Annotated in this window: 13 protein-coding genes; 5 read left to right on the top strand and 8 right to left on the bottom strand. The window is 69.3% G+C overall.

Annotated elements, in window-relative coordinates:
• Positions 1–33: 33 nt before the first annotated feature.
• The 6 genes from QTI68_RS06935 to QTI68_RS06910 form a co-directional block, all read right to left on the bottom strand.
• Entirely contained in the window at positions 34–1,008 is a 975-nt protein-coding gene (locus QTI68_RS06935) for a Bug family tripartite tricarboxylate transporter substrate binding protein (protein ID WP_286520553.1), read from the bottom strand.
• 76 nt (positions 1,009–1,084) lie between these two features.
• Entirely contained in the window at positions 1,085–2,377 is a 1,293-nt protein-coding gene (eno, locus tag QTI68_RS06930; RefSeq protein WP_286520552.1) for a phosphopyruvate hydratase, read from the bottom strand.
• A gap of 10 nt (positions 2,378–2,387) precedes the next feature.
• Positions 2,388–3,803 carry a pyruvate kinase gene (gene pyk / locus QTI68_RS06925; RefSeq protein WP_286520550.1) on the bottom strand — a complete coding sequence of 472 codons (1,416 nt, stop codon included), beginning with the start codon at positions 3,801–3,803 and terminating at the stop codon, positions 2,388–2,390.
• A 1-nt stretch (position 3,804) separates the two neighbouring features.
• Positions 3,805–5,118, bottom strand: a complete 1,314-nt coding sequence (locus QTI68_RS06920) for a glycerate kinase type-2 family protein (RefSeq protein ID WP_286520549.1) — start codon at positions 5,116–5,118, stop codon at positions 3,805–3,807.
• A gap of 22 nt (positions 5,119–5,140) precedes the next feature.
• Positions 5,141–6,487 (bottom strand): C4-dicarboxylate transporter DctA, encoded by a 1,347-nt coding sequence (dctA, locus tag QTI68_RS06915; protein ID WP_286520548.1) that lies wholly within the window; start codon positions 6,485–6,487, stop codon positions 5,141–5,143.
• Positions 6,488–6,631: 144 nt separating this feature from the next.
• Positions 6,632–7,720: a tartrate dehydrogenase gene (locus tag QTI68_RS06910; protein WP_286520547.1), complete on the bottom strand. Its 1,089-nt coding sequence runs from the start codon at positions 7,718–7,720 to the stop codon at positions 6,632–6,634.
• A 115-nt stretch (positions 7,721–7,835) separates the two neighbouring features.
• On the opposite strand from QTI68_RS06910, the gene QTI68_RS06905 reads away from it, so the two are divergent.
• The 3 genes from QTI68_RS06905 (at position 7,836) to QTI68_RS06895 (ending at position 10,410) form a co-directional block, all read left to right on the top strand.
• Positions 7,836–8,774, top strand: coding sequence for a LysR family transcriptional regulator (locus QTI68_RS06905; RefSeq protein ID WP_286520546.1), 939 nt, complete (start codon positions 7,836–7,838; stop codon positions 8,772–8,774).
• Positions 8,775–8,869: 95 nt separating this feature from the next.
• Positions 8,870–9,673 (top strand): peptidoglycan-binding protein, encoded by an 804-nt coding sequence (locus QTI68_RS06900; RefSeq protein WP_286520545.1) that lies wholly within the window; start codon positions 8,870–8,872, stop codon positions 9,671–9,673.
• A 14-nt stretch (positions 9,674–9,687) separates the two neighbouring features.
• Entirely contained in the window at positions 9,688–10,410 is a 723-nt protein-coding gene (locus tag QTI68_RS06895; protein WP_286520544.1) for a hypothetical protein, read from the top strand.
• Between the two features lie 25 nt (positions 10,411–10,435).
• Here the strand turns inward: QTI68_RS06895 and QTI68_RS06890 are convergent, their stop codons facing one another.
• Both QTI68_RS06890 and QTI68_RS06885 read right to left on the bottom strand, forming a co-directional pair.
• Positions 10,436–11,047, bottom strand: coding sequence for a M15 family metallopeptidase (locus QTI68_RS06890; RefSeq protein ID WP_286520543.1), 612 nt, complete (start codon positions 11,045–11,047; stop codon positions 10,436–10,438).
• Between the two features lie 81 nt (positions 11,048–11,128).
• Positions 11,129–12,196, bottom strand: coding sequence for an NAD(P)-dependent alcohol dehydrogenase (locus QTI68_RS06885; RefSeq protein ID WP_286520542.1), 1,068 nt, complete (start codon positions 12,194–12,196; stop codon positions 11,129–11,131).
• Positions 12,197–12,429: 233 nt separating this feature from the next.
• On the opposite strand from QTI68_RS06885, the gene QTI68_RS06880 reads away from it, so the two are divergent.
• Both QTI68_RS06880 and QTI68_RS06875 read left to right on the top strand, forming a co-directional pair.
• Positions 12,430–12,921, top strand: a complete 492-nt coding sequence (locus QTI68_RS06880) for a hypothetical protein (RefSeq protein ID WP_286520541.1) — start codon at positions 12,430–12,432, stop codon at positions 12,919–12,921.
• A gap of 17 nt (positions 12,922–12,938) precedes the next feature.
• Entirely contained in the window at positions 12,939–13,382 is a 444-nt protein-coding gene (locus tag QTI68_RS06875; protein ID WP_286520540.1) for a phasin family protein, read from the top strand.
• The last annotated feature ends 9 nt before the right edge of the window (positions 13,383–13,391 follow it).

Genomic DNA, 13,391 nt, shown 5'->3' with positions numbered 1-13,391 from the left:
CGGAGTGGCGTTCACGAGATAGCCGACTCGTTGCTAGTCGATCGTGACCTTCGCGTCCTTCACCAGCTGCGCGTACTTGGCCGTGTCGCTCTTGATCTGCGTGGCCATCCGGGCCGGCGTGTCGCCGACCGGCTCGGCACCGATCTCGGCCATGCGCTTGCCGAACTCCGGCGACTGGATGATCTTCACCAGCTCGGTGTTCAGCCGCTCGACGATGTCCTTCGGCGTCGCGGCCGGTGCCAGGATGCCGAACCAGGTGCCCTGGTCGAAATCCTTGAGGCCGGATTCGGCCAGCGTGGGCACGTCGGGCAAGGTGCTCGAGCGCTTCGCCGTCGTGACCGCCAGCGCGCGCAGCTTGCCGCCCTTGATGTGCTGGACCACCGGCGTCAGCGTGTCGAAGGACATGTCGACCTGGCCGCCCAGCAGGTCGGTGGTCAGCGGCGCGCTCCCCTTGTAGGGCACGTGCAGCAGCTCCACGCCGGCCAGGCTCGCGAACTGCGTGCCGATCAGGTGCTGCACGGTGCCGTTGCCGTTCGAGCCGTAGGAGAGCTTGCCGGGCGATGCCTTGGCCAGGGCGACCAGCTGCTTGACGTCCGTGGCCGGCGACTTCGCATTGACCACCAGCACGTTGGGCACCATCGCGATGGTGGTGACCGGCGCGAAGCTCTTCTCGAAGTCGTAGGGCAGCTTCTTGTAGACGCTGGTGGCGATGGTGTGGTGCACGGCGCCCATCAGCAGCGTGTAGCCATCGGGCTTGGCCTTGGCCACGTAGTCGGCACCCAAGGTGGCGCCGGCGCCGGGCCGGCTTTCGACGATCACCGGCTGGCCCAGGCTCTGGCCGAGCTTGTCGCCGATGGCCCGCGCCAGCACGTCCGAACTGCCGCCGGGCGGGAAGGGCACGACGAGGCTGATCGGCTTGGTGGGCCACGCCTGGGCGCCGGCGAGGGTGGCGGCGAGGCCGAAGGCGAGCGCGGTGAGCACGCGGGCGCGCGCGAGAGTCGATGTCATGAATGTCTCCTTGTGGGTATGCGGGGAATGGTGTCAGCGATGCAGGCACTGAATCACTGCGAAAGTGAATCCATGGTTAACCTGCGTTCAACAATGAGCGGATCGCCCCGCGGCCCGCGAAACGGGCGGCGCCGCCCAGCTCGGCTTCGATCAGGAGCAAGCGGTTGTACTTGGCCATCCGGTCCGAACGGCACAGCGAGCCGGTCTTGATCTGGGTCGCGGCCGTGCACACGCCGAGGTCCGCGATGGTGGTGTCCTCGGTCTCGCCGGAGCGATGCGAGATGACGCTCGAATAGCCGGCCGCGTCGGACATCGCGATGGCCGCCAGCGTCTCGGTGAGCGTGCCGATCTGGTTCGGCTTGATCAGGATCGAATTGGCGGCGCCGCGCGAGATGCCCTGCCGCAGGATCTCGGTGTTGGTGACGAAAAGATCGTCGCCGACCAGCTGCACCCGGTGGCCCAGCCTCGCCGTCAGCAGTTCCCAGCCGGCCCAGTCGTCCTCGGCCATGCCGTCCTCGATGGTGACGATCGGATAGGCGTCGACCCAGCGCGCCAGGTGGTCGACGAAGCGGTCCGCCTCGAAGCGCTTGTTCTCCGACGCCAGCGTGTAGACGCCGTGCTGGTGGAACTCGGAGCTGGCGACGTCGAGCCCGAGTGCGATGTCCTGCCCGGCTTTGAAGCCGGCCTGCTCGATGGCTGCCAGGATGAGCTCGATGGCCGCTTCGTTGGACGACAGGTTCGGCGCGAAGCCGCCTTCGTCGCCGACGGCGGTCGCGAGCCCGCGCGACTTCAGCAGCGCCTTGAGGGCGTGGAAGACCTCGACGCCCCAGCGCATCGCTTCGGCAAAGCGCGGCGCACCGACCGGGACGATCATGAACTCCTGCATGTCGACGTTGTTGTCCGCATGCGCACCGCCGTTGATGATGTTCATCATGGGCATCGGCAGCCGTGGAGGCCGGCCGCGGCCGAGGTGGCGATACAGCGGCCGGCCGGCGGAGGCCGCCGACGCCTTGGCCAGCGCGAGCGACACCGCCAGGATGGCGTTGGCGCCCAGGCGGGCCTTGGTCGGCGTTCCGTCGAGCGCGATCATCAGCGCGTCGCACTCGGCCTGGTGCTCCGCGGCGCGGCCGGCCAGCGCCCGGGCCAGCTCGCCGTTGACGTGGGCCACGGCCTTCAGCACGCCCTTGCCGAGATAGCGGCGCGGATCGCCGTCGCGCAGCTCGATGGCCTCGCGCGCGCCGGTCGATGCGCCGGACGGCGCGGCCGCCTGGCCGCGCGCGCCGTCCGAGAGCACCACTTCGGCCGCGACGGTGGGGTTGCCGCGCGAATCGAGGATCTCGAATCCCCGCACTGTCTGGATCGATGCCATGGCGTGTCCTTCAGATCTGCGCGATGCGCAGCAGGTTGGTCGTGCCGGAGGTGCCGAACGGCATGCCGGCGGAAATGACGATGGTTTGCCCCGGGGCGCCGAAGCCTTCCTTCAGCGCGGTCCGGCTGGCGAGCTCGCTCATCTCCGGCACGTCCACGACCTCGTGGCAGAGCACGGCGTGCACGCCCCAGGCCAGTGCCAGGCGGCGCGCCGTGGCGAGGCGCGGCGTCATGCCGATGATCGGCGCGCGGGGCCGCTCGCGCGCCATGCGCAGGGCCGAGTAGCCCGAGCTGGTGTAGGCGACGGTGGCCGCGGCATTGAGCAGGCCGGTGATGTCGCGCATGGCGGCGCCGATCGCATCGGCGGTGCGCGCCAGCGGCTCCGGGCGGGAGGCATCGATCGCGGCCCGGTAGTTGGGATCGCTCTCGGTGTGGGTGATGATGCTGCTCATCATCTTCACCGCCTCGACCGGGTAGCGGCCGCTGGCCGACTCGGCGGAGAGCATGACGGCATCGGCGCCTTCGTAGATGGCCGTCGCCACGTCGGAGGCCTCGGCCCGCGTGGGCACCGGCGCGGCGACCATCGACTCCAGCATCTGCGTCGCCACGATGACCGGCTTGCCGGCGCGCCGGCAGGCCCGGATGATCCGCTTCTGGATCGCCGGCACCTGCTCCGCCGGCATCTCGACGCCGAGGTCGCCGCGCGCCACCATCACCGCATCGGCCTCGGCCACGATGGCGTCCAGCGATGCGATCGCGGCGGGCTTCTCGAGCTTGGCGACGATGCCGGCGCGGCCGTCGACGATCTGGCGGACCTCGATCACGTCCTCGGGCCGCTGCACGAAGGACAGCGCCACCCAGTCGATGCCCAAGCCGAGGCCGAAGGCCAGGTCGGCCCGGTCCTTGTCGGTCATCGCCGACAGCGGCAGCACCACGCCCGGCACGTTGACGCCCTTGCGGTCCGACAGCGTGCCGCCGTTGACCACGCGGGTGTCGGCGAAGTCCTGGCCGAAGCCCTCGACCCGCAGCCGCAGCCGTCCGTCGTCGAGCAGCAGCTCGGTGCCGGTCTCCAGCGCGGCGAAGATCTCCGGGTGGGGCAGCGCGACCCGCTCGATGTTGCCGGGCGACCGGGTGTCGAGGTCGAGCCGGAACGGCTGGCCTTCGACCAGCTCGACCGGCCCGCCGGGGAAGGTGCCGATGCGCAGCTTCGGTCCCTGCAGGTCGAGCAGCACGCCGACCGGGCGGCCGCTGTCGCGCTCGATCTCTCGGATCAGAGCGAGCCGGCGCTGGTGGTCTTCGTGCGTGCCGTGGCTGAAGTTCAGCCTGAAGACATCGGCGCCGGCATCGAACAGCGCCTGGATCGTCCGGCGGTCGTCGCTGGCCGGCCCGAGGGTGGCCACGATCTTGGCCTGCTTGCTTCTTCTCATCTCAGTTTCTCCTGGATGCGCGGTCGGATGCATCGGCCGCAGGATTGCGCCCAGCGATCACGATCGCGCGAAAGTCGTTCACGTTGGTCAGGGTCGGTCCGGTCACCACCGCGTCGCCGAGCGCTTCGAAGAAGCCGTGCCCGTCGTTGTCGTCGAGCCGTTCACGCGGCTTCATGCCCGCTGCCCAGGCGCGCGCCAGGGTGTCGGGCGCGAGCAGCGCGCCGGCGATCTCCTCCTGGCCGTCGACGCCGTCGGTGTCGCCCGCGATGGCATGGATGCCGGCTTCGCCGTCGAGCGCGATGCCCAGGGCCAGCAGGAACTCGACGTTGCGCCCGCCGCGGCCCCGGCCGCGCACGGTCACGGTGGTCTCGCCGCCGGACAGCAGCACGCAGGGCGCGGCCACCGGCTGCCCGCGGCGCGCGACCTGCAGCGCGATGCCGGCCAGGGTCCGGGCGACGTCGCGCGCCTCCCCCTCGATCGCGTCGCCGAGGATGAAGGGCCGCAGGCCGGCCGCGCGCGCCACCTCGGCGGCGGCTTCGAGCGCCATCTGCGGCGTCGCGACGAAGCGCGTCTCGATCTCCGGCAGGCGCGGATCGCCGGGCTTGAGCGTCTCGCCTTCGCCGCTCTCCAGCAGCGCGAGCGCCCGCGGCGGAATGTCGATGCCATGTCTGCGCAGGATCTCGAGCGCGTCGCCGCAGGTGCTCGGGTCGGCCACCGTGGGGCCCGAGGCGATGTCGACCGGATCGTCGCCGGGCACGTCCGACAGCAGCAGGTTCACGACCCGCGCCGGCCGGCAGGCCGCGGCCAGCCGGCCGCCCTTGATCGCCGACAGGTGGCGGCGCACGCAGTTCATCTCCGAGATCGGGGCGCCGCTGGCGAGCAGCGCGCGGTTCAGCGCCTGCTTGTCGGCCAGCGTGAGGCCGGGCAGCGCCAGCGGCATCAGCGAGGAGCCGCCGCCGGAGATCAGGCACAGCACCAGGTCGTCGGCCGTGAGCCCTTCGACCTGCCGCAGCATGCGGCGTGCGGCCAGCTCGCCCGCCGCGTCCGGCACCGGATGCGCGGCTTCGACGATCTCGATGCGGCGGCAGGGCACCGCGTAGCCGTAGCGTGTCACCACGAGACCGGACAGCGGTCCCTGCCAATGGTCCTCGACCGCGCGGGCCATCGCCGCCGACGCCTTGCCGGCGCCGATCACCACCAGCCGGCCCTTGGGGGGCGCGGGCAGATGGCGCGGCACGCACAGCGCGGGCTGCGCGGCCGCCACCGCGGCGTCGAACATGGCGCGCATCAGCTGGCGGGTCGCGGTGTCGTTCATGGCGGGGCTCCGTGCCGGGGCATCAGGCGGCGATGCGGACATCGGCGGGCGCGCGCAGCGGCTTGACGTTGGAGTCGTCCGGCTCCTCGTACAGGTCTTCGAGCCGTTCGGGCTCCGCCCGGCCGTCGAGCACCTGCGCCAGCCGCGGGCGGTCGACCGCGCCGACCCAGCGCGCGATGGCCACCGTGCCCACGGCATTGCCGATCGTGTTGGTGATCGCGCGGGCCTCCGACATGAAGCGGTCCACGCCGAGCAGCAGCACCATGCCGGCGACCGGGATCTTGCCCATCGAGGCCAGCGTGGCGGCCAGCGTGATGAACCCCGACCCGGTGACGCCGGCCGAACCCTTGGAGGTCAGCAGCAGCACGCCGAGGATCACGAACTGGTCGGTCATCGACAGCGGCGTGTTGGTCGCCTGGGCGATGAAGATCGCCGCCATCGTGTAGTAGATGCACTGGCCGTCGGGGTTGAAGGTCAGGCCGGCAGGCACGACCAGGCCGACCACCGGCTTCGACACGCCCGCGTGCTCCAGCTTGCGCATCAACTGCGGCACCACCGATTCGGACGAACTGGTGCCGAGCACCGTGAACAGCTCGTCCTTGATGTATTTCAGGAACTTCCACAGGCTGAAGCCCGAAAGGCGTGCGATGCCGCCGAGCACCAGCGTCACGAACAGGAAGCAGGTGAGGTACATCGTGCCCATCAGCTTGCCGAGCGAGAGCACCGAGCCGAGGCCGTACTTGCCGACCGTGAACGCCATGGCGCCGAAGGCGGCCAGCGGCGCCAGCCGCATGATCATCCCGACCACCGAGAAGATGCCGTGCGTGAACGAGTCGAGGAAGTCCACCACGGGCTTGGCGCGCGGCCCGATGTGCGAGAGGGCGACACCGAACATCGTTGCGAAGACCAGGATCTGCAGGATGTCGTTCTTCGCCAGGGCATCGACGATGCTGATCGGCACCAGGTGCATGACGAACTCGATGAAGCCTTCCGGCTTCGCGGCCGCCGCCGTGTAGCTGGCGATGGCCTTGGCGTCGAGCTGGGAGGCGTCGATGTTCATGCCCCGGCCCGGACCGACCACGTTCACGACCACCAGCCCGAGCAGCAGGGCGAAGGTCGACAGCAGCTCGAAATAGATCAGCGCCCGGACGCCGACCCGGCCGAGCTCCTTCATGTTCTCCATGCGGGCGATGCCCAGGACCACGGTGGCGAAGATGATCGGCGCGAACACCATCTTGATCAGCTTGATGAAGATGTCGCCGAGCGGCTTGAAGTCGCTGGCGAGGTTCGGTTGGAAGAAGCCAAGCGCGACGCCGGCAAACACGCCGATCAGCACTTGCACGTAGAGTTTTCCCAAGAAGCGGCGCATGGTTTGTCTCCTGGCGTTGGGTGGGCGCGAGCGGGCCCCGGCAGCTCTGGCGGCTGCTTCGGAACCTGGGTCGGCGCGCGGCGCCGGACCCGGATCAATGAAGGGGAGGAGCGAGCCCGGCGCCTGCCGGGGCCCGGTGGGGCCTCAGGCCGCCTTGCGCTGCGACGCCGCGAGCACCTGGCCGCAGACCGCCTGGGTCACGTCGGCGGTGGTGGCCTTGCCGCCGAGGTCGCGGGTGTGCAGGCTCTTGTCGGCGGTGACCGTCTCGATCGCCGCCATGACGCGCTTGGCGGCGTCGAATTCGCCCAGGTGCTCGAGCAGCATCACGACCGACCAGAAGGTGCCGACCGGGTTCGCCAGGCCCTTGCCCATGATGTCGAAGGCCGAGCCGTGGATCGGCTCGAACATCGACGGGTAGCGGCGCTCCGGGTCGATGTTGCCGGTCGGCGCGATGCCCAGGCTGCCGGCCAGCGCGGCCGCGAGGTCGCTCAGGATGTCGGCATGCAGGTTGGTGGCGACGATGGTGTCGAGCGAAGCGGGGTTGTTGACCATGCGGGCGGTCGATGCGTCGACCAGTTCCTTGTCCCACTTCACATCGGGGAACTCCTTCGAGACCTGCAAGGCGATCTCATCCCACATCACCATCGCGTGGCGCTGGGCGTTGCTCTTGGTGATCACGGTGAGCTGCTTGCGGGGGCGCGACTGGGCCAGCTTGAAGGCGAAGCGCATGATGCGCTCGACGCCGGCGCGGGTCATCATCGAGACGTCGGTGGCGGCCTCGATCGGATGGCCCTGGTGGACCCGGCCGCCGACGCCGGCGTACTCGCCTTCGGAGTTCTCGCGGACGATGACCCAGTTGAGGTCGTCGGGCCCGCAGCGCTTGAGCGGGCCGTCGATGCCGGGCAGGATGCGGGTCGGGCGCACGTTGGCGTACTGGTCGAAGCCCTGGCAGATCTTCAGGCGCAGGCCCCACAGCGTGATGTGGTCGGGGATGTGCGGGTCGCCGGCCGAGCCGAACAGGATGGCGTCCTTGTCGCGCAGTGCGTTCAGGCCGTCGTCCGGCATCATCACGCCGTGCTCGCGGAAGTAGTCGCCGCCCCAGTCGAAGTTCTCGAACTCGAACTGGAACTTGTCGCTGGCCGAGGCCAGTGCGGCCAGCACCTGCTGGCCGGCGGGAACGACTTCCTTGCCGATGCCGTCGCCGGGGATGGTCGCGATCTTGTACGTCTTCATGGCTTGTCTCCTGGAGGGTTGGGTAGGGGGTAGGCGTACTGTAGGAACTCGACGGGGCATTGGATCGGGGCTAAAGTGAATCCATCATTTACCTGAATTCAACAATCAGCGGCCCATGACACCCGGCATCCAACCTGCAGACCTCGGCTTCTTCTCGACCCTTGCCGGCGCGGGGAGCCTCAGCGCGGCGGCACGCGAGCTCGGCATCACCACGCCCGCGGTGAGCAAGCACCTGGCGCTGATGGAGTCCCGCCTGGGCGTGGCGCTGGTCAACCGGACCACGCGCCGGATGAGCCTGACCCCCGAAGGCGAGCTGTACCTGGAGCACGCCCGGCGCATCCTCGGCGAGATCGATGGCATGGCGGAGATCCTCGGGGTGGCCAAGGCCACGCCGAAGGGCCTGCTGCGGGTCAACGCGACGCTGGGCTTCGGCCGCAGCCATGTGGCGCCGATCATCTCGAAGTTCGTGCGCAAGCACCCCGAGGTCCAGGTGCAGCTGCAGCTGTCGGTGAATCCACCGGCCCTGACCGAAGACTTGTTCGACATCTGCATCCGCTTCGGCGCGCCGCCGGATTCGCGGGTGATCGCCCGGCAGCTGGCGCCCAACCGGAGGCTGCTGTGCGCTGCGCCGGCCTACCTCGCGAAGCATGGCATTCCGAAGGTGCCGAACGACCTCGCCAAGCACAACTGCATCGGGATCCGGCAGGGCGAAGAGGCCTACGGCGTCTGGCGGCTGGCGAGCGGCCGGGGCCGCAGCGCGACCACCGAGTCGGTCAGGACCCGGGGCAACCTGACCACCAACGACGGCGAGATCGCGGTCAGCTGGGCGCTCGATGGCCACGGCATCCTGATGCGGGCCGAATGGGACATCGAACGCTACCTGCGCAACGGCCGGCTGGTGCAGGTGCTGCCCCATTGCTACACGCCGGACGCGGACATCTACGCCGTGTATCCGCAGCGCCACCAGCTGGCGGCGCGGGTGCGGGCCTTCGTGGATTTCGCGGCGCTCGTGCTTCAGCAGCCCAGGGCGTCGGCGTCGCCGGCGGCTGCCTGAGCACGACGCCGGCCTTCCAACTCGGCGAGCCTTGACACCCGCCCCTGTTGCCATCGACACTTTTTTGCCGACAGCTGTCGCGAGGAGATGCAACCATGAGGCTCAAGCTCGTTTATGGCGACCAAGGCCCCGATGTCGTCGCGCTTCAGCAGGCCCTGCTGGCCGCGGGCTTCAACCCCGGCGTCATCGATGGCGACTTCGGTACCGGCACTTTCAACGCGGTGTCCGCGTTCCAGCAAGCCAAGGGACTGCTCGCCGACGGCATCGCAGGGCCCCGAACCCTCCATGCCCTGGGCCTGGCCGAGTCCGCGGACCTGCCCGACGCCACCGGCGACATGAGCGTCCAGGTCGCCTCGCTGATGCTGCCCGGTGCGCCGCTCGCGAACATCAAGACCCATCTGCCGGTCATCCTGGCTTCGCTCCGCGCCTTCGAGATCCCGGACCGGACCATGGTGCTCATGGCCATCGCCACCATCCGTGCCGAGACGGCGGGCTGCGCGCCGATCAGCGAAGGCATCAGCGCATTCAACACCTCCCCCACCGGGCATCCCTTCGATCTCTACGACCACCGCAGCGACCTCGGCAACCAGGGCCCGCCCGATGGCGCGCTGTTCAAGGGGCGCGGCTTCGTGCAGCTCACGGGCCGCTCGAACTACCTGCGCTACGGGCCACGGCTGCCCACCCCCGTGGACCTGGCGAACAAACCCGAACTGGCGAACACGGCCACCGTCGCGGCCGACTTGCTGAGCCTGTTCCTGGCCGACCGGGAGCTGCAGATCAAGGATGCGATCCTGCACGGAAACTTCCAGGCGGCGCGGCGCCTGGTCAACGGTGGCCTGCACGGTTGGGAGCAGTTCGAGACCTCCTTCAAGAAGGGCGACATGGCCATGCCCCGCTGAGAGACGAGCCCGCCATGCGAACTTCCTGCCTGGTTGCCGCTCTCGCCCTGGCGACCTGCGTCTGCGCCCATGCGGACCGGACCGAGTACGCGTTCCGCTGGGACCCGGCGCAGGGCGGGCCGGCGACGGCGCAGCAGGCGGCCAGGCAACTCGGTATTTACGACGACAAACCCAAGCAGTTCGTGGTCCGCTACCTCGACGTCCGGCGACCCGCGGGGCTGCCCGACGACAGCTACGGCGCGGTGGCGCGCGAGCGGACCGACGATGACGGGCCGGAGTCGATGTACAAGGTGCGAGCCCCTGGGTCCAAGGCGGCCAGGAAGCTGCTGTCGACATGGTCCTGCCCCCTGGCCGGCCCGAAGCGCGAGAGCAAGCTGGAGGTGGATGTGAACTGGGCGGTCGACGAAGAGGCGGACGCCGCGCCGACGCCGCACGAAGCCATCTCCTTCAGCTGTTCCGTCGAGGCCGCCGCCGATGCGGCCTTCCCGCCGGCCACCGGCATGGTGCCCAAGCCCTGCGTCAACCACGTTCGCCGGTTCAAATCGCAGGACGACTGGAAAGTCGAGGAGTGGCTGCTTCCGACCGGCAAGCGGGTCGTCGAGCTTTCGTTCACCGCGAAGAAGGGAAGCCCCGCGCACCGCAGCGCCTTCCAGCAACGGGTGGACGCGCTGCGCGAGGCCGGCGCGCGTCCGCTGGCGGACTCGAAGACCTTGCTCGGCAGTACCTGCCCGGCCTGACCGTCAGCGCCGGCCGGCCCCTGGCTCAAGTGGCGTAGGCATCCTTGCCCGACGCCTTCCTGGCCCGCAACTCGCGCAGCATCTCGCGCTCCGACATGCCTTGCGACCAATCGGGACGCAGCTGGTAGTGCGGCATGTCGACGAAGCTTTCCCACTGGCCGCCCCATTCGAGGCCGATGTCCATGCCGATCGCACCCACCGTGGCGTAGAGCGGGCTGTCGCCAAGGTAGTCCTTGCCGCGGAACACCCCGACGTCGAAGGCGATGCCGAAGTTGTGGTTGGACTCGCCGCCCTTCGCATTGGTCACGGGCCGCCTGTTCTTTTCCTTGGTGCGGCCGATCGCGAACAGGGCGTCCTGCTCGGCATAGGTCCGCGTGCCGCTGAGGATCTTGATCTCGATGTTGGCGGCCGCCGCGCGCTCGACCAGCATCCTCGCGTAGGGCGCGACTTGCGGGTGCAGCGTGGCGATGGTCTTCTCGCTGCGCTCGTCCGCCTTGCCCGCGAAGGCGGCCGATTTCGGCACCGGCTTGCCGACGATCTTCTCGTGGATGGCCCGCCATGTCTCGGGACCCGGATTGCCATCGACCGAAACCCCCAGCGCCGCCTGGACGCTTCGGACCACCGCATTGATGTTCATGCACGACCTCCTGGGCAGAGAGGGCGAGCTTAGGCAGAACGGCGCGATGCGCAATACCGCGTTCGCCAGATGTCCGTTGTCTTATCCGGCTGCGGCCTCCCGCAGCGTCGACATGTCGATCACGAAGCGGTACTTGACGTCGCTCACGAGCATGCGCTCGTAGGCGTCGTTGATCTGCGCCATGCGGATCGTCTCGATGTCCGAGACGATGCCGTGCTCGGCGCAGAAGTCGAGCATCTCCTGGGTCTCGGCGATACCGCCGATCAGCGAGCCCGCCAGCCGGCGCCGCTTGGTGATGAGCGCGAAGACGCCGGGCGAGGGATGCGGCGTGCCGGGGGCGCCGACCAAGGTCATGGTGCCGTCGAGCTTGAGCAGCGCGAGGAACGGGTCGAGGTCGTGCGACACCGCGACGGTGTTGAGGATGAAATCGAAACTGTTGCCGTGCGCGGCCATCTCGTCGGCGTTGCGCGAGACCACGACCTCGCTGGCGCCGAGCCGGCGGCCATCGTCGGCCTTGCCGGGCGAGGTGGTGAACAGCACCACTTGGGCCCCGAGCGCCGCCGCGATCTTCACGCCCATGTGGCCGAGCCCGCCGAGGCCGACGATGCCGACCTTCTGGCCCGGCCCGACCTTCCACTGGCGCAGCGGCGAGTAGGTGGTGATGCCGGCGCACAGCAGCGGCGCCACGGCCGCGAGGTCCTTTTCGTCGTGCTTCACGTGCAGCACGAACTTCTCGAAGACCACGATATGGTCGGAATAGCCGCCCAGCGTGTTGGCCCGCGACACCTGCTCCTGGCTGTCGTAGGTGCCGGTCATGCCGTTGTCGCAATACTGCTCCAGGCCGTCGGCGCAGGGCTGGCAATGCTGGCAGCTGTCGACCATGCAGCCGACGCCGACCAGGTCGCCGACCTTGAACCTGGAGACCTCGTTGCCGATGGCGCGCACGCGGCCGACGATCTCGTGGCCGGGCACGCAGGGGTAGGCTGCAGGCCCCCATTCGCTGCGTGCCGTGTGCAGATCGGAGTGGCAGACACCGCAATACAGGATGTCGATCGCGACGTCCCGGGCCGTCGGGGTCCGGCGCTCGAAGGTGAAGGGGGCGAGCGGGCTGGTGGCGGACCGGGCCGCGTAGGCATGGGCGAGTGTCATGGCGTGTCGGGGAGGCGGAGTGGCCGGGAGCCGAAGCATGGGCCGCCGGCACGCACTTGTCGAGATGGCCGATCTCGCAGGGAGCAGCCTAAGCTGTCGCAGAATGCGGATGCAGGAAATTGGGGCATTTGGACTAACTTTGTGATGAATCTAGTTTTCCTGGCCTAGGCCCTTGCGAAGAACATCAGGCTGTCGCATCCCGCGAATCGTCAGTCACAACCAAGGAAAACCTCATGTCCGCGCAAAACCTCTCTTCCGTCGCCGTCCACGTCGTGGGCCAATACCACGAAGCCGGCAAGACCCTCGTCGGCGCCTGGCGCAGCGGCGCACGCCGCCTGCTCGATGGCGCCGCGTCGCGCTACGGCCAGATGCAGAAGGTGACCGATTTCCTCGCCAACCGCCTCGACGTCGACACCGGCCGCGTGGTGCAGGTGCTCGACCGCATGGCCGAAGCCGGCACCAAGGGCATCGAGACCGTGGCCGACCGCGCGGCCCGGATCGAGTCGCCGATCGCGACCTCCCTGTTGAGCACGTTCAGCGCCATCAACCTGCCGATCGCCAACGTGCATGCGCAGATCGCCGACAAGATTGCCGAGGGCGCCAAGAAGCTCGAGACGCGCGTGGCCGACGCCGAAGAAGCCGCAGCCGAGCAAGCCCCGGCAGCGAAGGGCGGGGCCGTGGCCGTCGCCAAGACCTCCCGCCGCGCCAGCCGCAAGGCCGCCTGATCCCCGGGGACCGAAGGATGGCGACCCGCAAGGACTCGGCGCTGCCGAAGAAGCCGGCGCCGGCCAGGAAGCCAGCCGCGCCTCGCAGGAAGGCGAGCGCGGCGGCGCCCCCCACCGAAACCACCGGCAAGCCCGCCGGCGCCGAAGGCCTGCTGCGCGCGGGCCTGAAGGCGCTGGGCAACGTCGGCACCGACGTCGTCAAGCGCCACACCCACGTGATCGAGGGCCTGCTCGGCATCCAGAAGACCGATGCCGGCGGCGCCCGGCCCGCGGCCGGGTTCCCGGGCCTGGACAGCTTCGGCATCCGCAAGTTCGAGGACGTGTTCGACCAGCGCGTGGCGAGCGCACTGCAGCGCCTGGGCATGCCGAGCGCCGAAGAACTCCAGGCCTTGCGCGACGAGGTGAGGCAGCTGCGCGAGCAGCTCGATGCGGCGAAGCCGGCCACCCGGCGCAAGCGCTGACCCCCGATC

The sequence above is a fragment of the Variovorax sp. J31P207 genome (genome assembly GCF_030316965.1).
GTDB classification, from domain to species: Bacteria; Pseudomonadota; Gammaproteobacteria; order Burkholderiales; family Burkholderiaceae_C; genus Variovorax; species Variovorax ginsengisoli_B.
This window is presented reverse-complemented; position numbering and strand designations above follow the sequence as displayed.

Coding starts and splice junctions, on each gene's coding strand:
- QTI68_RS06935 (WP_286520553.1), bottom strand. CDS start 1,008: ATGACATCGACTCTCGCGCGCGCCCGCGTGCTCACCGCGCTCGCCTTC.
- eno (WP_286520552.1), bottom strand. CDS start 2,377: ATGGCATCGATCCAGACAGTGCGGGGATTCGAGATCCTCGATTCGCGC.
- pyk (WP_286520550.1), bottom strand. CDS start 3,803: ATGAGAAGAAGCAAGCAGGCCAAGATCGTGGCCACCCTCGGGCCGGCC.
- QTI68_RS06920 (WP_286520549.1), bottom strand. CDS start 5,118: ATGAACGACACCGCGACCCGCCAGCTGATGCGCGCCATGTTCGACGCC.
- dctA (WP_286520548.1), bottom strand. CDS start 6,487: ATGCGCCGCTTCTTGGGAAAACTCTACGTGCAAGTGCTGATCGGCGTG.
- QTI68_RS06910 (WP_286520547.1), bottom strand. CDS start 7,720: ATGAAGACGTACAAGATCGCGACCATCCCCGGCGACGGCATCGGCAAG.
- QTI68_RS06905 (WP_286520546.1), top strand. CDS start 7,836: ATGACACCCGGCATCCAACCTGCAGACCTCGGCTTCTTCTCGACCCTT.
- QTI68_RS06900 (WP_286520545.1), top strand. CDS start 8,870: ATGAGGCTCAAGCTCGTTTATGGCGACCAAGGCCCCGATGTCGTCGCG.
- QTI68_RS06895 (WP_286520544.1), top strand. CDS start 9,688: ATGCGAACTTCCTGCCTGGTTGCCGCTCTCGCCCTGGCGACCTGCGTC.
- QTI68_RS06890 (WP_286520543.1), bottom strand. CDS start 11,047: ATGAACATCAATGCGGTGGTCCGAAGCGTCCAGGCGGCGCTGGGGGTT.
- QTI68_RS06885 (WP_286520542.1), bottom strand. CDS start 12,196: ATGACACTCGCCCATGCCTACGCGGCCCGGTCCGCCACCAGCCCGCTC.
- QTI68_RS06880 (WP_286520541.1), top strand. CDS start 12,430: ATGTCCGCGCAAAACCTCTCTTCCGTCGCCGTCCACGTCGTGGGCCAA.
- QTI68_RS06875 (WP_286520540.1), top strand. CDS start 12,939: ATGGCGACCCGCAAGGACTCGGCGCTGCCGAAGAAGCCGGCGCCGGCC.